General features: G+C 70.5%; 19 protein-coding genes and 1 riboswitch. Of the genes, 10 read left to right on the top strand and 9 right to left on the bottom strand.

The genetic code is table 11. From position 1 onward, the window contains the following. The first annotated feature begins 92 nt into the window (after window positions 1-92). Together ASG91_RS01800 and ASG91_RS01795 are read left to right on the top strand one after the other, a co-directional pair. Window positions 93-989, top strand: a complete 897-nt coding sequence (locus ASG91_RS01800) for a universal stress protein (protein WP_056920885.1) — start codon at window positions 93-95, stop codon at window positions 987-989. Continuing rightward, complete coding sequence (locus tag ASG91_RS01795) at window positions 989-1,414, top strand: pyridoxamine 5'-phosphate oxidase family protein (protein ID WP_056920884.1); 426 nt, start codon at window positions 989-991, stop codon at window positions 1,412-1,414. Before ASG91_RS01800 ends, ASG91_RS01795 begins: the two co-directional genes overlap by 1 nt. Here the strand turns inward: ASG91_RS01795 and ASG91_RS01790 are convergent. From ASG91_RS01790 to ASG91_RS01775, 4 genes are all read right to left on the bottom strand, one after another. Next, window positions 1,392-2,042 (bottom strand): response regulator transcription factor, encoded by a 651-nt coding sequence (locus tag ASG91_RS01790; RefSeq protein WP_056920883.1) that lies wholly within the window; start codon window positions 2,040-2,042, stop codon window positions 1,392-1,394. The two genes, ASG91_RS01795 and ASG91_RS01790, sit on opposite strands and share 23 nt — an antisense overlap. Window positions 2,043-2,139: 97 nt before the next feature. Then, window positions 2,140-3,090, bottom strand: a complete 951-nt coding sequence (locus tag ASG91_RS01785) for a universal stress protein (RefSeq protein WP_056920882.1) — start codon at window positions 3,088-3,090, stop codon at window positions 2,140-2,142. Window positions 3,091-3,154: 64 nt separating this feature from the next. Next, window positions 3,155-4,657, bottom strand: coding sequence for a GAF domain-containing protein (locus tag ASG91_RS01780; protein ID WP_157605930.1), 1,503 nt, complete (start codon window positions 4,655-4,657; stop codon window positions 3,155-3,157). A 224-nt stretch (window positions 4,658-4,881) separates the two neighbouring features. Beyond that, window positions 4,882-5,487, bottom strand: a complete 606-nt coding sequence (locus ASG91_RS01775; protein ID WP_056920880.1) for an HPP family protein — start codon at window positions 5,485-5,487, stop codon at window positions 4,882-4,884. 161 nt (window positions 5,488-5,648) lie between these two features. Here ASG91_RS01775 and ASG91_RS01770 point away from each other — a divergent pair, with 161 nt between their 5' ends. Continuing rightward, complete coding sequence (locus tag ASG91_RS01770) at window positions 5,649-6,074, top strand: OsmC family protein (RefSeq protein ID WP_056920879.1); 426 nt, start codon at window positions 5,649-5,651, stop codon at window positions 6,072-6,074. Window positions 6,075-6,117: 43 nt separating this feature from the next. Next, window positions 6,118-7,101 carry a magnesium transporter CorA family protein gene (locus ASG91_RS01765; RefSeq protein WP_056920878.1) on the top strand — a complete coding sequence of 328 codons (984 nt, stop codon included), beginning with the start codon at window positions 6,118-6,120 and terminating at the stop codon, window positions 7,099-7,101. A gap of 96 nt (window positions 7,102-7,197) precedes the next feature. Here the strand turns inward: ASG91_RS01765 and ASG91_RS01760 are convergent, their stop codons facing one another. After that, the gene (locus ASG91_RS01760) at window positions 7,198-8,250 is read right to left on the bottom strand and encodes a ribonucleotide-diphosphate reductase subunit beta (protein WP_235545320.1); all 1,053 of its coding nucleotides are present in this window, start codon (window positions 8,248-8,250) and stop codon (window positions 7,198-7,200) included. Continuing rightward, window positions 8,247-10,727 carry a ribonucleoside-diphosphate reductase subunit alpha gene (locus ASG91_RS01755; RefSeq protein WP_235545318.1) on the bottom strand — a complete coding sequence of 827 codons (2,481 nt, stop codon included), beginning with the start codon at window positions 10,725-10,727 and terminating at the stop codon, window positions 8,247-8,249. The genes ASG91_RS01760 and ASG91_RS01755 overlap by 4 nt, the downstream gene beginning before the upstream one ends. Before the next feature lie 133 nt (window positions 10,728-10,860). Next, window positions 10,861-11,116: riboswitch (cobalamin riboswitch) on the bottom strand. A 67-nt stretch (window positions 11,117-11,183) separates the two neighbouring features. Between ASG91_RS01755 and ASG91_RS01750 the strand changes: the two genes are divergently transcribed. The 6 genes from ASG91_RS01750 (at window position 11,184) to ASG91_RS01725 (ending at window position 15,069) form a co-directional block, all read left to right on the top strand. Next, window positions 11,184-12,353 (top strand): DUF4185 domain-containing protein, encoded by a 1,170-nt coding sequence (locus tag ASG91_RS01750; protein ID WP_056920877.1) that lies wholly within the window; start codon window positions 11,184-11,186, stop codon window positions 12,351-12,353. Between the two features lie 55 nt (window positions 12,354-12,408). Further along, a complete protein-coding gene (locus tag ASG91_RS01745; RefSeq protein WP_056920876.1) occupies window positions 12,409-12,867 on the top strand; it encodes an isoprenylcysteine carboxylmethyltransferase family protein in 459 nt (152 codons plus the stop codon). 51 nt (window positions 12,868-12,918) lie between these two features. Continuing rightward, window positions 12,919-13,341 carry a nuclear transport factor 2 family protein gene (locus ASG91_RS01740; RefSeq protein ID WP_082593830.1) on the top strand — a complete coding sequence of 141 codons (423 nt, stop codon included), beginning with the start codon at window positions 12,919-12,921 and terminating at the stop codon, window positions 13,339-13,341. Window positions 13,342-13,459: 118 nt separating this feature from the next. Continuing rightward, on the top strand, window positions 13,460-14,038 hold the full coding sequence (locus tag ASG91_RS01735) for a dihydrofolate reductase family protein (RefSeq protein ID WP_056920874.1): 579 nt from the start codon (window positions 13,460-13,462) through the stop codon (window positions 14,036-14,038). Continuing rightward, complete coding sequence (locus ASG91_RS01730; protein WP_082593829.1) at window positions 14,031-14,420, top strand: TraR/DksA C4-type zinc finger protein; 390 nt, start codon at window positions 14,031-14,033, stop codon at window positions 14,418-14,420. The genes ASG91_RS01735 and ASG91_RS01730 overlap by 8 nt, the downstream gene beginning before the upstream one ends. Window positions 14,421-14,430: 10 nt before the next feature. Then, window positions 14,431-15,069, top strand: a complete 639-nt coding sequence (locus ASG91_RS01725; RefSeq protein WP_056920873.1) for a dihydrofolate reductase family protein — start codon at window positions 14,431-14,433, stop codon at window positions 15,067-15,069. Window positions 15,070-15,115: 46 nt separating this feature from the next. On the opposite strand, the gene ASG91_RS01720 is transcribed toward ASG91_RS01725, so the two are convergent. Genes ASG91_RS01720 through ASG91_RS01710 form a run of 3 tightly spaced genes read right to left on the bottom strand, consistent with a single transcriptional unit; the run spans window position 15,116 to window position 17,475 of the window. Continuing rightward, the gene (locus ASG91_RS01720; protein WP_056920872.1) at window positions 15,116-15,880 is read right to left on the bottom strand and encodes a MerR family transcriptional regulator; all 765 of its coding nucleotides are present in this window, start codon (window positions 15,878-15,880) and stop codon (window positions 15,116-15,118) included. Window positions 15,881-15,898: 18 nt separating this feature from the next. Further along, window positions 15,899-16,660, bottom strand: a complete 762-nt coding sequence (locus ASG91_RS01715) for an ABC transporter permease (RefSeq protein WP_056920871.1) — start codon at window positions 16,658-16,660, stop codon at window positions 15,899-15,901. Further along, window positions 16,657-17,475, bottom strand: a complete 819-nt coding sequence (locus ASG91_RS01710; protein ID WP_056920870.1) for an ABC transporter ATP-binding protein — start codon at window positions 17,473-17,475, stop codon at window positions 16,657-16,659. Before ASG91_RS01710 ends, ASG91_RS01715 begins: the two co-directional genes overlap by 4 nt. Window positions 17,476-17,480: the final 5 nt, after the last annotated feature.

The raw sequence follows: 17,480 nt of genomic DNA, 5'->3' as shown, positions 1-17,480 counted from the left end.
GATCAGGGTCCAAGGTCCCTGTGCCCGGCGACCCGGCAGTCGGACCCTGAGGTCAGGGCCCGGACCGCGGGCCGTCAGCAGAGGAGGAAGTCATGTCGTCCAACACCGGAGCCTCGACCGCCACCCGACCCGTCGTCGTCGGGGTCGATGGCCAGGAACCAGCTGCCCACGCGCTGGACTGGGCGATCGCCGAGGCCCAGCGCGCGAACGTGCCGCTGCACGTCGTGCACGCCCGGATGATGCCGCTACGCGGCCCCACCATCGAGTCGGAGTTGGGTGTGCACACGCCCGAGTCCGACGCGATCCTCGCCGTTGCCACCGAACGGGTCCACGCCCTGGCGCCCGACCTGGCCGTGACCACCGCAGCCGCCTACCGCAACGCTGCCGCGCTACTCGTGGACGAAGCCCGCGACGCCACCTGCCTCGTCGTGGGGGGCCGCCACCACAGCGCCCTGGGCAGCGTCCTGCTGGGCTCGACCTCGCTCGACGTCGCGGCCCACGCACCCTGCCCGGTCGTGGTGGTGCGTGAGCTCCCGCAGCAGCTCCCCGACCGTCCCGGGGTCGTCGTGGGGTCCGATGGCTCCGAGCTCTCAGAGGCCGCCATCGCGGCCGGCTTCGAGCAGGCCGACCGTCTCGGGCTGCCATTGACCGTGGTCCACGCCTGGTACCTCGACTACCAGGGCACCGGCCTGGCCGCGCTCGAGACCGACGACGTGCGGCTGGTCGTGACCCAGGAGGAGCTGGCCGTCTCGTCCGAGGCAGTCGCCGGCTGGTCGGAGAAGTACCCCGACGTGACGGTGCGACAGCGCATCCTGCACGCCCACCCCGTCGAGGCCCTCGTGGACCACTCGCGTGGGGCCGAGCTGCTGGTCGTCGGCAGCCGCGGTCTAGGCGGGTTCACCGGCATGCTCCTGGGGTCGGTCAGCCAAGGTGTGCTCCACCACGCGCACTGCCCGGTGATGGTGGTGCGGTCGAGTGGGGGTGCGTGATGGCCGACGTCGTCCGTCCCACCGACCACACCGGTCTGGAGGTCCTCGACCTCGACGAGTGCCTGGCGAAGCTCGTGGAGGTCCCGGTCGGCCGGCTCGCCTTCCACCTCGACGGGGAGCTGACCATCCTGCCGGTCGTGCACACCGTCGACGGCGTCGACGTGTGCTTCCGGACGACGGGCGACTCCAAGATCCAGGCTGCCGTGGACCGCGACCCGGTCGCGTTCGAGGTGGACCAGTTCGACGCGTCGACGAGGACCGGCTGGAGCGTCCTGGTCCAGGGGACGGCGATGGTCGTCGACGACGACTCGGACGTCCGCCGGCTCGACCAGACGGCGCGGGCGCCGTGGGTTCCACCACATCCCGGACCGAGCACGTGGGTGCGCGTGCGCACCCAGAGCATCACCGGTCGCGCGCTGGTCTGACTCCCTGGCCGGCGACGTAGACGGCGGCCTGGGTGCGCCGCTCCATGCCGAGCTTGGCCAGCACCGACGTGACGTAGTTCTTGACCGTCTTCTCCGCCAGTGACAGGGACTCGCCGATCTGGCGGTTGGTCAGGCCCTGGGCGATGCAGTCGAGGATGCGCCGCTCCTGCGGGGTGAGCGAGGCCAGCCGGGGGTCGGTCGGCTGGTCGTGGCCCCAGGCTTGCCGCAGGCGCTGCACCACCTCAGGGGCCAGGAGCGACTCCCCCGCGGCAACCCGACGGATGGAGGCCACCAGGTCCGAGCCCCGCACGTCCTTGAGGACGTAGCCGGCGGCTCCGGCCGCCACGGCGGCGGTGAGCGCCCGGTCGTCGTCGTACGACGTCAGGATGATCCCCTGGATGCCCGGGTCGACCGAGCGGACATCGCGGCACACATCGATCCCTGAACCATCCGGGAGCCGCGCGTCGAGCACCATGACGTCGGGCCGCAACGCGGGGATCCGCCGGGCCGCCTCGCTGGCCGAGCCCGACTCACCCACCACCTCCAGGTCGTCCTCGACCTCGAGGAGCTCGCGCAGTCCGCGCCGGACCACCTCGTGGTCGTCCAGCAGGTACACCGTGATGCTCACCAGCGATCACTCCCTCTCCGGTGTGAGCCTACCCAGCCACGCGACGGCCCTAGGGCAACGACGCACACCGGGCACTCCGCCCGAGCTCTGGTGAGCTTCACAGGGAACCGCGACGCACGACCACGACAGGGCTGGCCGAACGACGCATCACGCCGTGGCTCACCGAGCCGAGCATCAGCCCGGCGAAACCGCCTTGGCCGCGACTGCCGACCACGACGAGGCCGGCGTCCCGGGAGGCCTCGACCAGGACGTCCTCGGCGCGTCCGGGCTCGGTGACACCGGTGACGGTGACACCAGTGTCACCCGCCTCGACCTGTCTGACCGCCTGGTCGACGGCGGCGCGGGCGACAGAAGCCCACGGCTGGTCCGACACCGCCGCGGAGAAGGCTTCATCGAACGTGTCGGGATACGAAGAGGGCGACGGCGCCTGCCAGGCACTCACGATCCGGAGGGGCGCCTGCCAGGCGAGGGCGAACGCGAGGGCGAGGGAGACGGCCGCCAGCGCAGGCCGCGACCCGTCGATGCCCACCACCACCGGCAAGGACGGACCGGGGTGACGGACCGCCCCCTCACTCACGACCACGACGGGGCACCGCGCGTGCGCGGCCACGGCGAAGGACACCGACCCCAACACGGCCGTCTGCAACGCGCTGCGACGGCTGCGACCGACCACCACCAGTCCGGTCTCGCTCGACCGGGCGACGAGCTCGCCGGCAGGTCCTCCGACGACGGCAACGGGGCCGACGGCGAGCTCGCGACTGCACGAGCGGGCCAGGTCGACACCCCGAGCGGCCGTGGCCCGACTGACGCTCCACAGGTCGGGAACCGATCTGATCACTCCGACGCCCAAGGGTGTCTGGATGGGAGGGTCCGAGGCGCTCAGGACGGTGAGCCCGGATCCGAGTCGGGCGGCCTCCACAGCAGCCCACTGGACCGCAGCGACCGAGGCGGCACTGTCGTCGAACCCGACGACAACGGGTGCGCCCACGAGGCCGGACGAGGGCAGCCGGTGACCGGCGGTCGACTCGGTCTGGGGTCGCGACGTCATGTCCTGACCCTGCCCCGGGCGAGCCGTGGCGGACAGGGTCGAAAGTCCCTGTGACCCGTGGCTGCTAGTCGGTGGGCGGCGCCAACGGCACCTGCCAGTCGAGCACCGTGCCCCCGGCCGTCGCCGCGGCGAGCTCGAAACGACCACCCCGGCTGCTGGCCCGTCGCGCGAGGTTGTCGAGTCCGGACCGGGTGGCGTCGGCGGGCAGACCGACGCCGTCGTCGCGGACCTTCACCACCACCCGGGAGTCGGACACCTCGATGACGACCTCGGCCTGACTGGCCCTTGCATGCCGCGCGACGTTGCTGAGCCCCTCCCGCACGACTGCCAAGAGGTCCGCCGCGATGTACTCGGGGACATCGGCGACGTTCCCGCGCATCGTCAGGGACGGTGCGAAGCCCAGGCTCACCACTGCACCCTCGCAGATCGTCGTGACCTCGGCCGCGAGGCTGCGGGAATCAGGTGCGCGGTTGAGCGCGAAGATCGTGTGGCGGATGTCCTTGATGACCGCGTCGACCTCGTCCACGGCGGTCTCGATGCGGTCGCGGGCCGTCGGCTCACTGGTCAGGCGACTCGCGGACTGCAGGGAGAGCCCGGTGGCGAACAACCGTTGGATCACGTGGTCATGCATGTCACGCGCGATCCGGTCGCGGTCCTCGAGGAGGTCGATGCGCGCCTGCTCACGGTGGGAGCTGGCGGCAGTCAGCCCGACGGCCAGGCGCTGGGCGAAGTCGAGTAGGGGTGCGGAGATGCCGCCGAGCTCGGCCGGCAGGCCGGTCACGACCATCACGCCGAGGGCCTGGTGGCCACCAGCCGACAGAGGGACGACCACGTGGTTCGCTGCTGGATCGGGCTCGGTGGGCGCGGCCGCCAGCGTGGCCCTGGTCTCTGCGTCACTCAGGACCGTGCCGACGGCTGCGGCCCTGGGTCCCGCCGCGGCCACGACGACCAGGTCCCGGCCCCTGGGCTGGGCGATGTGGGCGCCCGCGGCACCGGTGAGGGAGAGGACCCGGTCGACCGCGTCCGAGAGGACCTCCGCCTCGGACCCCCCGACCAGCAGTGCCGAGACGAGGTCGCGCGTGGCCTCGCCCCAGTGCTGCTGGGTGACGCTGCGGTGGTAGAGCCGGGCGTTGTCGATGGCCACCCCGGCGGCCGCGGCCAGCGCCGTCAGGATCGTCTCGTCGTCTTCGCTGAAGCGCTCCGCGTTGCGTTTGTCGGTGAGGTAGAGGTTGCCGTAGACCTCCCGGCGGATCCGCACCGGCGCCCCGAGGAAGCTCGTCATCTCGGGGTGGTTGGCGGGGAACCCGTAGGAGTCCGGGTGGTCGCTGATGCGGTCGACCCGCTGTGGGTGCGGGCTGGTGATGATCATCCCGAGCAGGCCACGGCCGTGCGGCAGAGGACCGATGGCGGCTCGGTCCTCGTCCGAGATGCCGTGCGTCACGAACTCGATGAGCTCCTCCCCGTTCGGGCCCAGCACGCCCAGGGCGCCATAGGTCGCGTCGACCAGCTGACAGGCCGACTCGACGATTCGCCGCAGCACGGCCGCGAGCTCCAGGTCCGAGGTCACCACCACCACGGCATCCAGAAGCGCCTCGAGCCGAGCCTGAGCCGTTCGCGCACTGCCGGCCCGGGATCGGAGCTCCTCAAGGAGGTCGTCAAGGTCGAGCCCGGAGAGTCGGGCGATGCTGCCAGGCCCTTGGTCCGGCGGTGTCACCTGGTCTGCCACGTGCCCATCGTAGGTCGCGGGACACGCTGTGCTGGGATCGCCAGCCTGCTTCGCCCGCTGCGGACCTAGTCGGTCTCGGCCTCGATGACCACGTCCCGCACCCCTGGGGCGGTTGCCACGAGGGCAGCCGCGAGTCGCGCATCCCCACCCGGCCGCACTCCGGTGACGGTCACCACCCCACGCGACACGGAGGCGCGCCAGGTGGACTGGTCCAGCTCCGCGAAATCACGGACCACCCGCAGCCAGATGTCGGCGTCACGACTGGACAGTGCCCTGATGACGTCACTGCGGCTGACCATCCCGGCGAGCCGTCCGTCGCCGCGGACGACCGGCAGGCTCTTCCATCCCATGTCGGCGAGGATCCGCGCCACGTCCGCCACGTCGCTCGACTCATGGGCGACCACGGGGTCGGCACTCATGACCTCGCCGACGGTCGCGGGCCACGGCTCGGCTGGGCCGTCGTCGACCGGCCGGAGGTGGGCCCGTGGGTCGGCGGACACGTGGAGCCGCAGCACATCGGCCTCGCTCAGGATGCCGACCAGCCGGCCCGTCGCGTCCACGACGGGCAGGGCGGACACGCGTTGCTCGGCCAGCACCCGGACGGCGGCGTCCAGCGCCGAGGTGTCGCGCACCTGGACCACGTCGCGGGTCAGCAGCTCACGGACCAGCATGGGTGCTCCTCTCGTCGATCACGGCGGGCAGGGTGCCGGTCGTCACGTCCCACGCTGACCCGCGCAGCAGCCCACCACCAGGGTCCTTGGTCCTGTCCGTTGCGGTTGTCGGCGGAGCGCCTAGATTGGGGCTGACCGTTCCGCCGCCCGAAGGAGAACCCATGCCCACCACCCGCACCGCCGTCACGCACTGGGAGGGCTCCCTCTTCGAGGGCGCCGGCCAGGTCAGTCTCGAGTCCTCGGGGATCGGCACGTATGACGTGTCGTGGGTCGCGCGGTCGGAGGAGCCGAACGGCAAGACCAGCCCCGAGGAGCTCATCGCGGCAGCCCACTCGAGCTGCTTCTCGATGGCCCTGTCCCTTGCGCTGGACAAGGCGGGACACCCGCCGACCTCTCTCGACACGACCGCCAAGGTGACGTTCCAGCCGGGCACCGGCATCACGGGTAGCGCACTGTCGGTCGTCGGCAACGTCCCCGGCATCACCGCCGAGCAGTTCGAGGAGGCAGCGCAGGACGCCAAGGCCAACTGCCCGGTGAGCCAGGCCCTCAAGATCCCGATCACGCTGGAGACGAGCTTCACCGGCTGAGGCCGGAGCTCGGGCCAGCGCGGAGCTGGAGCGAACAGCCGTGATGGACGCCTGGTGGGTGTCCGACGCCGGGCTCGAGGGGCACGACGTCAGGCAGGTCGACGACCTGTTGCGCCGCGACGAGGGCTTCGTCTGGGTCGACATCCCCGAGTTCGACGACGCCGCCGAGGCGCTCCTGCGCGACCACTTCCACGCCCACCCCATGGTCGTGAAGGCTTGTCGTGAAAGGAACTTCGTGCCGTCCGTGCACGGCTACGAGCACCACACGTTCGTCATCGTGCACACCCCGCTGGCCGGCGAGGGCGGTCACGTCCACATGCTCGAGCTCGACCAGCTCGTGGGTGGTCGCTACCTCGTGACCGTGCACGGGCCGCGCAACCCGGCCGTCTCCCTCGCGGACGCGACCGAGGAGACCCGCACCGTCCAGGAGCGGATGCGGGCCGGTCGGTTCCGGCCGAAGACCCCGAGCGAGCTGTCCTACGCGATCGGCTCGGCCGTGGCGCGACGGCAGAGTGCGGCAGTCAAGGACGTCGCGAGCCGGCTCCCGGCGCTGGAGATGCGGGTGATGGGCTCGGACTTCCACCAGCCCGAGGAGCTGCTCGAGGAGCTCTTCCTGCTGCGCCACGAGCTGCTGATCTCGCGGACCCAGGCCGGCCAGGCGCACGAGATCTACGGGCGGCTGGCCTCGCTCGAGCGGTTCGCCAGCGAGGAGTCGCAGCGCCACGCCCGCGACCTGTCCGAGCAGTTCGACCGGGTGCGCAGCCTCGCCGACGGCGAGAGCCAGTTCCTCTTCGGGGTGATCGAGCTCTACCAGACCAGGGTCACCACGAAGATGACCGTGGCGATGGAGCGGCTGGCCGTCATCGCGGCGATCACGCTGCCGGTCACCGCCATCGCGTCGATCTACGGCATGAACGTCATCGTCAACGGCAGCACCCACTGGGTGCAGCTCATCATCGTGCTCGCCGTGATGGCGTCGATCAGCCTGTGGCTGCTGCGCTGGGCGCGCCGCCAGGGCTGGTGGTGAGCTGGCGGCGAGCGACGACAGGGGTATGCCGGGCGGTCGCCCCCCATGGTGACCACCCGGCATACCTGCTCGGCCCCCGCCTAGATGTCCTCGTCCCTAGAACTCTTCACCGAACTCGACGGATCCCGACACGCCGACCTGGTAGGCCGAGACGCGACGCTCGAAGAAGTTCGACAGCTCCTGCACGTCCTGCAGCTCCATGAAGGCCAACGGGTTCTTCGAGCCGTACTCCGGCTCGAGCCCCAGCTGCTCCAGCCGGCGATCCGCCACCGACTCGAGGTAGGTGCGCATGTCGGTCGTCGAGAGCCCCGCCACTCCCCCGCCCAACAGGTCATGCGCGAACTGCGCCTCCGCGTCGACGGCGTCACGCATCATCGCCCGCACCTGGTCGGCGAGCTCGTCGTCGAAGAGGTCCGGCTCCTCGCGGCGCACCGTCTCCACCACGTCGAACGCGAACGCCATGTGCATCGACTCGTCGCGGAACACCCAGTTCGTGCCGCTCGCGAGGCCGTTGAGCAGGCCGCGCGACCGGAGGAAGTAGACGTAGGCGAACGCGCCGTAGAAGAACAGTCCCTCGATGCAGGCCGCGAAGCAGATCACGTTGAGCAGGAAGGCCCGCCGGTGCTCCTTGGTCTCCAGCTTGTCGAGGTCGAACACCGAGTCGATCCACCGGAAGCAGAAGTCGGCCTTGTCCTTGATCGACGGGATGTTGTCGACGGCCGAGAACGCCTCGTGCCGCTCCTTCTCGTCGGGGACGTAGGTGTCGAGCAGGGTCAGGTAGAACTGCACGTGCACGGCCTCCTCGAACAGCTGCCGGCTCAGGTAGAGCCGGCCCTCCGGGGAGTTGATGTGCTGGTAGAGGTTGAGCACCAGGTTGTTCGCGACGATGGTGTCGCCGGTGGCGAAGAACGCCACCAGCCGGCCGACGAGGTGCCGCTCGGCGGCGGTCAGCCGCTGCAGGTCCTTGAGGTCGGAGTGCAGGTCGACCTCCTCGACGGTCCAGGTGTTCTTGATCGCGTCGCGGTAGCGCTCGTAGAAGTGCGGGTAGCGCATCGGCCGCAGGGTGAGGTTCATCCCCGGGTCGAGGAGCATCCGAGTGGCCGAGTGGTCGGTGGCCACGGTGGTGTCGGTCGTCTGGTCGATGGTCACTGGCAGGCCTCGCAGCTCTCGGGGTTCTCGAGGGAGCACGCGATGGCCTCCTCGTCGGTCACGACGGTGGGCAGGGTCTCGGGCGTCAACGACGTTCCAATTGGCTGAGATCCCTGCGGTGGGGTCGGGGTCTGGCGGGTCGAGGCCATCGAGATGGTGGCCTGCTGGATGCGGGTGGCCGGACGCGACCGCAGGTAGTAGGTCGTCTTCAGCCCGGCCTTCCACGCGTAGAGGTACATCGAGCTGAGCTTCCCGATCGTCGGCGACGCGAGGAACAGGTTGAGCGACTGGCTCTGGTCGATGTAGGGCTGGCGGGCCGCGGCGAGCTCGATGAGCGACTTCTGGGGCAGCTCCCACGCGGTGCGGAACAACACCCGGACGTCCTCGGGGATCTCCGCGATGCCCTGCACCGACCCGTCGCTGCGCTTGATCGCCTCGCGCACCTCGGGAGTCCACAGCCCGCGCGCCTTGAGCTCGCGGACCAGCGCCGTGTTGACCTGCAGGAACTCCCCCGACAGGGTCTCGCGCTTGAACAGGTTGGACACCTGCGGCTCGATGCACTCGTAGGCGCCCGCGATCGACGCGATGGTGGCCGTCGGGGCGATGGCGATGAGCAGCGAGTTGCGAAGTCCGTTCTCCTTGATGGCCTTGCGCACGAGGTCCCAGCGCTCGGTCTGGGTCGGGGTGACGTCCCAGAGGTCGGGCTGCAGGTCACCACGCGCTGCGCGCGTCTGCTCGTATGCCGGGTGCGCACCGTGCTCGGCGGCCAGCTGGCTGGAGCGCTCGAGGGCCGAGAGGTAGACCTCCTCGGCGATCCGCGTGGACAGCTCCTGCGCCTGCGGCGAGTCGAAGGGCAGGCGCAACGCGAACATCACGTCCTGCAGCCCCATCACGCCCAGCCCCACGGGGCGCCAGCGCGGGTTGGACGCCGCCGACTCCTCGCTCGGGTAGTAGTTGATGTCGATCACCCGGTCGAGGTAGGTGACCGCAGTGCGGACCGTGGCGCGCAGCTTCTCCCAGTCGACCGCGTCGCGCCCGGGGGTGAGGTGCTGGGCGAGGTTGACCGAGCCGAGGTTGCAGACGGCGGTCTCGTCGTTGCTGGAGACCTCGATGATCTCGGTGCACAGGTTCGACAGGTGCACCACCGGTGCTCCCGGGCGCTGGTCGTCGCTGGTCTGGTTGCAGGTGCGGTTGCTGGCGTCCTTGAAGGTCATCCAGCCGTTGCCGGTCTGGGCCAGGGTCCGCATCATCTTGCCGTAGAGCTCGCGCGCACTGACCTGTCGCACGAAGCGCCCGTCGCGCTCCGCGGCGGCATACGCCTCCTCGAAGGCCGGCCCCCAGAGGTCCGGCAGCTCGGGCACCTCGTTCGGGTCGATGAGGCTCCACTGCTCGTCGGCCTCGACGCGGCGCATGAACTCGTCGGGCACCCAGTTGGCGAGGTTGAGGTTGTGGGTGCGCCGGGCGTCCTCGCCGGTGTTGTCGCGCAGCTCGAGGAACTCCTCGATGTCGGGGTGCCACGGCTCGAGGTAGACGCACGCGGCACCCTTGCGACGACCACCCTGGTTGACCGCGGACACCGACGAGTCGAGGGTGCGCAGCCACGGGACGATGCCGTTGGAGTGGCCGTTCGTGCCACGGATGAGGGCCCCGCGCGACCGCACCCGTGACCACGAGATGCCAATGCCACCAGCGAACTTCGAGAGCTTGGCGACCTGCGCATAGCGGTCGTAGATCGACTCGAGCTCGTCCTGGGGAGAGTCGACGAGGTAGCACGACGACATCTGGGTGTGCCGGGTGCCGGAGTTGAAGAGGGTCGGCGAGCTGGGCAGGTAGGCCAGCGACGCCATCAGCCGGTAGAACCCGATCGCCTCCTGTGGCGTGTGCGACAGGCCGCAGGCGACCCGCAGCAGGAAGTACTGCGGCGTCTCCAGCACCATCCGGGTGTCGGGGTGGCGCAGCAGGTAGCGGTCGTAGACGGTCCGCAGCCCGAAGTACTCGAACCGGCGGTCGTTGCTGACGTCCACCGCGTGGTCGAGCTTGCGGGCGTTCGCCTCGACGAAGGCAGCGGTCTCGTCACCGATCAGCCCCTCGAGGTGGCCGAGCCGCACGGCCTGGCTGAACGACGCGATCTGCTGGCCGCGCACCTCCTTGTCGATGTAGTTGGACAGCAGTCGGGCGGCCAGCCGCGAGTACTCGGGCTCGGCGGCCGTCATCTCTGCGGCGGTCTGGATCGACAGCCGGTCGAGCTCGGCGGTCGTCGCGCCGTCGTAGAGGCCGCTGATGGTGCGGGTGGCGATGGCCATCGGGTCGACCTCGGTGAGGTCGTCGCACCAGCGCTCCACCGCCCGGACGATCTTCATGACGTCGACGGGTTCGCTGTCGCCGTTGCGCTTGCGCACGGCCATGGTCGTGCGGCGGGCGGTCGGGGGTTCGACGGCCGGGATGTCGTCGATGACCTCAGTGGTCGTGTCGGTCACTGCTCTCTCCTCGCGAGCGATTCGGTGCCGCGGGTCGAGGAGGGGACGACGACACAGCCACCGCCTCGGGAAACCGGGTGCGGTCGTCTGTGCAGGTCGTGTGACCCGCCCTCGAGGCCACGACTCACCGCACACGGCGTGTGCGGTCGCTGGCAGGTCTTCGGACTCGCGGACCTTCGCCTCGGCGACCGTGGGGTGAGCTCTGGCGAGCTCGGGTCGTCGGGGCGGTTCCTACTGGCCGTCGCTTCCCACCCGCGTGGTGCGAGCAGTGCTTGATGACGGCGGTCGTTTCCGCTTACCGCTGCGGGGCAGTCCCGGATTCGCACCGGGTTCCCTCTTGCCCCGGAGACCGATTGCGCGGTCTCCGGACCAGCAAGAGACACCATATGCGGGTGGTGGCACGAATTCGTGGCACCACATGTTGGGTCCGCGTGTCGCGTCCCTAGGATTGCCGCCATGCCCCGCGCCACCCCTTGCCTCCTCGGGGGCGCAGCGCTCGGGCTGGTGCTCACCGCGGTGCTCACGGGCTGCTCCACCACGCCCGGTGGCGGCGGTGGCACGACGCCCGGCTACGCGGCATACCCGCGGTTGACGCCGGCCTGCGCCCGGGTGACGCCGACCGGGAAGCCGCCGGCGGTGACGGTCGCCCAGCTCAACCGGATCGTCGCGGGTCTCGACCTCCCCCTGTGGCAGGCCGGCGACATCGGGGCGAGCGCGCGGCTTCCCGACGACCGGATCGTCTGGGTGTTCGGCGACACCGTGCGCGGCGACGGCATCACCCCGCGCATCGTCGCCAACTCCATGCTCGTGACCAGCGGCCTGTGCACGTCGCAGGTCGAGGCGGCCGGTCAGGGGCCGGTGATCCCGGACCGCGCCGATGGCGTCGTGCACTGGCCGATGTCCGTGGTGTCGGTGTCGCGGCCCGAGGACGACGTCCTCGTCGTCGTCTCGGCCCGCATCCGTCGAGGCACGGCGGGCGGCTTGGACTTCACCTACCTCGGGAGCAGCGCGTCCCTCTTCGACGTCGCACCCGGGGGCGCACCGACCCTGCGGGAGCAGCTCGACATCACCCCCGACAGCACGGCCGCCGACCAGGTCAACTGGGGCTCGGCCATGACGGTCCGGGGTGGCTGGCTCTACGTCTACGGCACCCGCCTGCCCAGCAAGGACTCGTTCGGACGGGCCCTGTATGCCGCCCGCGCACCGATCGGCGACGCGCGCGACCGCGCGACGTGGCAGTTCTGGGACGGGACGGCCTGGGTGGGCGAGCCGTCGCGGGCGGCGGTCGTCCTGCCGGCTCGCGGAGGAGTCTCGCAGACCCTGTCGGTGGACGTGCTCGACGGCCGGTACGTCATCGTCTCCAAGCGCGACGGCGACCTCGGCAACACCGTCTACGCCTGGACGTCCGACTCCCCCGTCGGCCCCTGGACCGCCCGGCGCGGCACGCGGGCGGACTTCCAGGACCCGTCCGGGCAGCTCCAGTACGCGCCGCTGGCCCACCCCGGCATCACGCTGGCCGACGGCAAGCTGCTCATCTCGATCTCGCGCAACACCACCGACTTCAGCCGGTTGCTCACCGACCCTTCCCTGGGTCGCCCGGTCTTCGCGGAGCTCGACCGGCCCTGACCTGACCAGCCGCCGGCTCTTGCCGACCGGACTTCGTCGGGCGACGATGGCAGTCGTGGATGCGCCTGCGTTCCGGATCTGGCCACCGGTGGCCCTGGGGGTGCCGCTCGCCGCGGGGCTCTTCCTGAGCGCGGCCACGGACGACCCCGTCGCGGTCACCGGCTCGGCAGTCCGGTGGGTCGGCTGGGCCCTGGTCGTCGCGTTCGTGCTATGGAACGGCTGGACGCTGGCCCACATGGCCACCCACGACACCGCGGTGCTGCCCGGCGGGGCCACCGTTCTCGTGCTCCAGTCGGGGCCGTTCCGGCTGAGCCGGAACCCGCTCTACGTGGGGCTCGTCGCCCTCGACGTCGGATGGGCGCTGCTCGCACACTCGTTCTGGGCGTTGGTCCTCGTGCCGATCGGTGTGGCCGCACTCTGGTGGGGCGCGATCCGTCCCGAAGAGCGTTACCTGGCCGGCAAGTTCGGGGCCGAGTACGAGGCCTACCGTTCTCGCGTGCGGCGGTGGGTCTGAGCCGATGAACAGCAGGCCGATGAACAGCAGGTGGATGAACAGCAGGTGCCCATGAACAGCAGGCCGATGACGAGCATGATGGAGCGCCTCACGGAGGCCCAGAACGCCCACGACGCCGATCGTTTCGCGTCGCACTTCGCCGAGGACTACGTGAGTGCCCAGCCGGCGCACCCCGGCCGCGCCTTCCGGGGCCGCGCCCAGGTGCTCGCCAACTGGACCTCCGTCTTCGAGGGAGTCCCCGACTTCCACGCCGAGCTGTTGGCCCACATCGTCGACGGCGACACCGAGTGGGCGGAGGTCGACTGGGGCGGACACCACGTCGACGGCTCCGGCTTCTCGATGCGTGGTGTCATCGTGCTCGTCATCCGCGACGACCTGGTCGCCGAGGGTCGTCTCTACGTCGAGCCGGTGGACGTCGAGGGGGACGACATCGAGGCGGCCGTCGCGGAGCTCTACCGACCACCCAGGGCGTGAGCCGCACCCGGTGCCCACCGCCGGGCAGCGACGCGGGCGACGATGAGTTCGCCGGTCGGCGCGGGTCTGCATCGGTAGCAACCGAACGCCCACACGACCCACAGGACGGGAGAGACCCATGACAGCCACCTACACCTTCGACGTCTTCAGCAGCCTCGACGGCTACGGCGCCGCCAGCGGCGACTGGACCGGCTACTGGGGGAAGCAGGGCCCGGAGCTGCTCGACCACCGCCTCGACCTCTACGCCGAGGACCAGCGGATGGTGTTCGGCGCCAACACCTTCCGGGCGTTCGTCGACATGTTGGCCGACAGCACCGAGGACTCCGAGGTGCGCGACCCGTGGGTCACCCGCATGGTGAACCTCCCAGCGATCGTGGTGTCGTCGACCCTCGACGGACCGCTCGACTGGCCGGACGCCACGATCGCGAGGGGCGATGCCCTCGACGTGGTCGCCCGCCTCAAGGAGGAGTCCGATGTGCCGTTGCGCTCACACGGAAGTCTCGCGATGAACCGGGCCCTCATGGCCGCAGGCCTCGTCGACTTCGTCCAGGTGTCGATCTTCCCGGTCATCACCGGCCAGACCGGTCTGGGTCCGATCTTCGCAGGGGCTGCCGACTTCGACCTGGAGCTGGTCGAGCACCGGACCCTCGACCATGACATCCAGGAGCTCGTCTACCGACCGACCCTCCATGGTTGAGCCCGACGGTCCTGGAGAGTCCGCCGTGGAGGTCGACCGCAACGCCGTCGACGAGCGGCTCCGCGAGGAGCGCGACGAGGTGCGTGCTCGGCTGGCGTCCATGACCAGCGACCTCCAGTCGCTGTTCGCTGCCTCGCAGGACTCCAACGCCGACGACGAGCACGACCCCGAGGGCCAGACCATCGCCTACGAACGCTCGCAGCTGTCCTCCCTGATCGGCGCGGCTCAGGACCAGCTAGCCCAGATCGATGCGGCCATGGCCCGACTGCGCGGCGGCAGCTACGGTCTCTGCGAGGTGTGCGGCGAGCCAATCGCGCCAGCGAGGCTCGAGGCCAGGCCGACGGCTCGCACCTGCGTCGCACACGTCCAGTCCACCACCTGAGGAGAGCACCATGTCCATCACGCGGGTCCACAACCTGTCGATCTCGCTCGACGGCTTCGCCACCGGCGAGCCACAGTCCCTCGAGGCCCCCTTCGGCCACGCCGGTGAGCGACTCCACGAGTGGATGTTCGCGACCCGCTACTGGGACGAGAGCCGGGGGTCGCTCGGGGGCGACAACGCCTTCGCCGAACGGCACACCCCGGGCATCGGTGCGGAGATCATGGGCGCCAACAAGTTCGGGCCGCCCGGCTGGCAGGACGACCCCGAGTGGCGGGGCTGGTGGGGGCCCAACCCGCCGTTCCACACGCCCACCTTCGTCTTGACCCACCACGCCCAGCCCTCGATCGAGATGGAGGGCGGCACGACGTTCCACTTCCTCGACGCCAGCCCGGCCGAGGCCCTGGAGCAGGCTCGCGCGGCAGCGGGAGACCAGGACATCCGGATCGGCGGTGGCGCCACGGTGGTCCGCGACTTCGTCCTCGCCGGGTTGGTCGACCACCTGCACCTCGTGCAGGTGCCCATCCTGCTCGGCCGTGGGGTGCGGATCTGGGACGGCCTGGAGGGCATCGAGGACACCTACGACATCGAGGCGGTCTCCACCCCGAGCGGGGTCACGCACCTCACCTTCACGCGCAAGGCCACCGCCTGAGCGGTGCGGTATGCCGCGTGGCTCGGCCACGTGGCACACCGCGCCGTCAGCCGGCTGGCTCCAGCCGCTGGATGTTGGTCCACCCGGTCCAGCCGAGCTGCTCGAGCCGCGCGAGGATGCGACGGGCGCCGGGCACGGACGAGAGGAAGACGCCGTCCAGCAGGTCGGCGAGGTCCTGGGGCAGCATCTCCTGATCCCACGCGTCGTCGGGCACCTGCTCGAACTGCACGGCCAGCCGTTCGGCCGCCTGGTCGAGGCGCGGGTCGTCCGCCGACCACTGCGTGATCTCGGCCAGGTCGCGGTAGAGGTCACGCACGTTGGGGTCGTCGAGCTGTCGTTCCTTGGTCTCCATGTAGAACGCCATCCGCTCGGGGATCTGCGCGGCCACGAGGATCCACGCATCGCGCTCGGCCTCGACCATCTCCTCGGGGACGTCCAGGCTGCGCAGCCGCGTGAGGTAGGCCACCGCCTCGGGCGGCAGGGCGAGGCTCTCGCCCGCGACGAGCTGCGCGATCCGCTCGCGGTGCCGCTGGCGCTGGCGGATCTCCGAGCGCAGGCGGCGGTCGATGTCCTCGACCGCCGCCGCGAACTCCTCGTCATCCGCGACCAGCAGCTCCTGCACCCTGGCCAGCGGGACGCCGGCGTCGGCGAGCGTGCGGATCCGCACGAGCTCGACGACGGCGGCCGCGTCATAGCGCCGGTATCCCGACGCGTCGCGCTCGGGCTCGGGCAGCAGGCCCTTGGCGTGGTAGTGCCGGACGGCACGCACGGTCACGCCGGCGTACGACGCGAGCTGGCTGATCGTGAGCATGGCTCCCATCCTCGCGCTTCAGGCGACCTTGGTGCGGTAGGTGCGCATCGCGAGGGCGTAGGCCACCAGCAGCAGCGCGACGCACCACGCCAGGGCGAGCCAGCCGTCGTTGCCCAGCGGCTGCTCGGCGTAGAGCGCGCGGATGGTGTTGACGATCGAGGTGACCGGCTGGTGCTCCGCGAACCAGCGCACCGGGCCGGGCATCCCCGCCGTGGGCACGAAGGCCGAGCTGACGAACGGCAGGAAGATCAGCGGGTAGGAGAACCCGCTCACGCCGTCCACCGACTTCGCCGTGAGGCCCGGGATCACGGCCAGCCAGGTCAGGGCGAGCGTGAACAGCACCATGATCCCGAGGACCGCGAGCCAGGCGAGCACCCCTGCACCGGAACGGAACCCCATCACCAGGGCGACCAGCACGACGAGCACGAGCGACGTCAGGTTGGCGACGACGGACGTGAGCACGTGGCTCCAGAGCAGCGCCGACCTGGTGATCGGCATCGACTGGAATCGCTCGAAGATGCCGCCCGAGACGTCGGTGAAGAGCCGGAACGCGGTGTAGGCGATCCCGGACGCGACGGTGATGAGCAGGATCCCCGGGAGCAGGTAGGTGACGTAGTTGGCCCCGCCGACGTCGATCGCGCCGCCGAAGACGTAGACGAACAGCAGCAGCATGGCGATCGGCGTGACCGCCGTGGTGATGATGGTGTCGGGGCTGCGCAGGATGTGCCGGAGCGAGCGCTTGAGCAGGACCGTGGTGTCGTGGACGAGGTCGGTGGTCATCGGGCGTCCTTTGCAGGGTTCGACGGGGCGGCGGGTGCGTGGGTGTCGTGGTGGTCGTGGTCGTGGCCGACGATGGCGAGGAAGATCTCCTCGAGCGACGGCTGCTTCTCGACGTACTCGACCTCGGCCGGCGGGAAGAGCTGCTTGAGCTCGGCCAGCGTGCCGTCGGCGATGATCCGGCCCTCGTGCAGGATCGCGATCCGGTCGGCCAGCTGCTCGGCCTCGTCGAGGTACTGCGTCGTGAGGAGCACCGTGGTGCCTCGTCCGGCGAGCTCCCGGATGGTGGCCCAGACCTCGAGCCGCGACTGCGGGTCGAGCCCGGTGGTCGGCTCGTCGAGGAAGAGCACCGGCGGGTTGCCGATCAGGCTCATCGCGATGTCCAGCCGGCGGCGCATGCCACCGGAGTAGGTGCCCGCTCGGCGTCCGCCCGCTTCGGTGAGGTCGAACCGCGCGAGCAGCTCGTCGGCGACGACGCCCGGCTCACGGAGTCGGCGCAGCTCGGCGACGAGGACGAGGTTCTCGCGCCCCGTGAGGACCTCGTCGACGGCCGCGAACTGGCCGGTGAGGCTGATGGACTCGCGGACCCGGTGCGGGGCGGTGGCGACGTCGTGGCCGTGCACCACAGCCGTGCCGCTGTCGGCCTTGAGCAGGGTGGAGAGGGTCCGCACGACGGTGGTCTTGCCGGCTCCGTTCGAGCCGAGCAGGGCGTGGATGGCGCCCTGGCGGACGGTCAGGTCGACGCCCTTGAGCACCTCGTGGTCGGCGTAGGACTTGGTGAGCCCGACGATCTCGATGATGGGTGGTGGTGTGGTCATGACGC

It is taken from the genome of Phycicoccus sp. Soil802, assembly GCF_001429605.1.
Lineage (GTDB): Bacteria > Actinomycetota > Actinomycetes > Actinomycetales > Dermatophilaceae > Pedococcus.
Note: the sequence above shows the minus strand (reverse complement) of the source record. Positions and strands in the feature narration are given on the sequence as shown.

Coding starts and splice junctions, on each gene's coding strand:
- ASG91_RS01735 (WP_056920874.1), top strand. CDS start 13,460: ATGACAGCCACCTACACCTTCGACGTCTTCAGCAGCCTCGACGGCTAC.
- ASG91_RS01720 (WP_056920872.1), bottom strand. CDS start 15,880: ATGCTCACGATCAGCCAGCTCGCGTCGTACGCCGGCGTGACCGTGCGT.
- ASG91_RS01795 (WP_056920884.1), top strand. CDS start 989: ATGGCCGACGTCGTCCGTCCCACCGACCACACCGGTCTGGAGGTCCTC.
- ASG91_RS01750 (WP_056920877.1), top strand. CDS start 11,184: ATGCCCCGCGCCACCCCTTGCCTCCTCGGGGGCGCAGCGCTCGGGCTG.
- ASG91_RS01740 (WP_082593830.1), top strand. CDS start 12,919: ATGAACAGCAGGCCGATGACGAGCATGATGGAGCGCCTCACGGAGGCC.
- ASG91_RS01800 (WP_056920885.1), top strand. CDS start 93: ATGTCGTCCAACACCGGAGCCTCGACCGCCACCCGACCCGTCGTCGTC.
- ASG91_RS01710 (WP_056920870.1), bottom strand. CDS start 17,475: ATGACCACACCACCACCCATCATCGAGATCGTCGGGCTCACCAAGTCC.
- ASG91_RS01775 (WP_056920880.1), bottom strand. CDS start 5,487: ATGCTGGTCCGTGAGCTGCTGACCCGCGACGTGGTCCAGGTGCGCGAC.
- ASG91_RS01785 (WP_056920882.1), bottom strand. CDS start 3,090: ATGACGTCGCGACCCCAGACCGAGTCGACCGCCGGTCACCGGCTGCCC.
- ASG91_RS01725 (WP_056920873.1), top strand. CDS start 14,431: ATGTCCATCACGCGGGTCCACAACCTGTCGATCTCGCTCGACGGCTTC.
- ASG91_RS01730 (WP_082593829.1), top strand. CDS start 14,031: ATGGTTGAGCCCGACGGTCCTGGAGAGTCCGCCGTGGAGGTCGACCGC.
- ASG91_RS01770 (WP_056920879.1), top strand. CDS start 5,649: ATGCCCACCACCCGCACCGCCGTCACGCACTGGGAGGGCTCCCTCTTC.
- ASG91_RS01765 (WP_056920878.1), top strand. CDS start 6,118: ATGGACGCCTGGTGGGTGTCCGACGCCGGGCTCGAGGGGCACGACGTC.
- ASG91_RS01715 (WP_056920871.1), bottom strand. CDS start 16,660: ATGACCACCGACCTCGTCCACGACACCACGGTCCTGCTCAAGCGCTCG.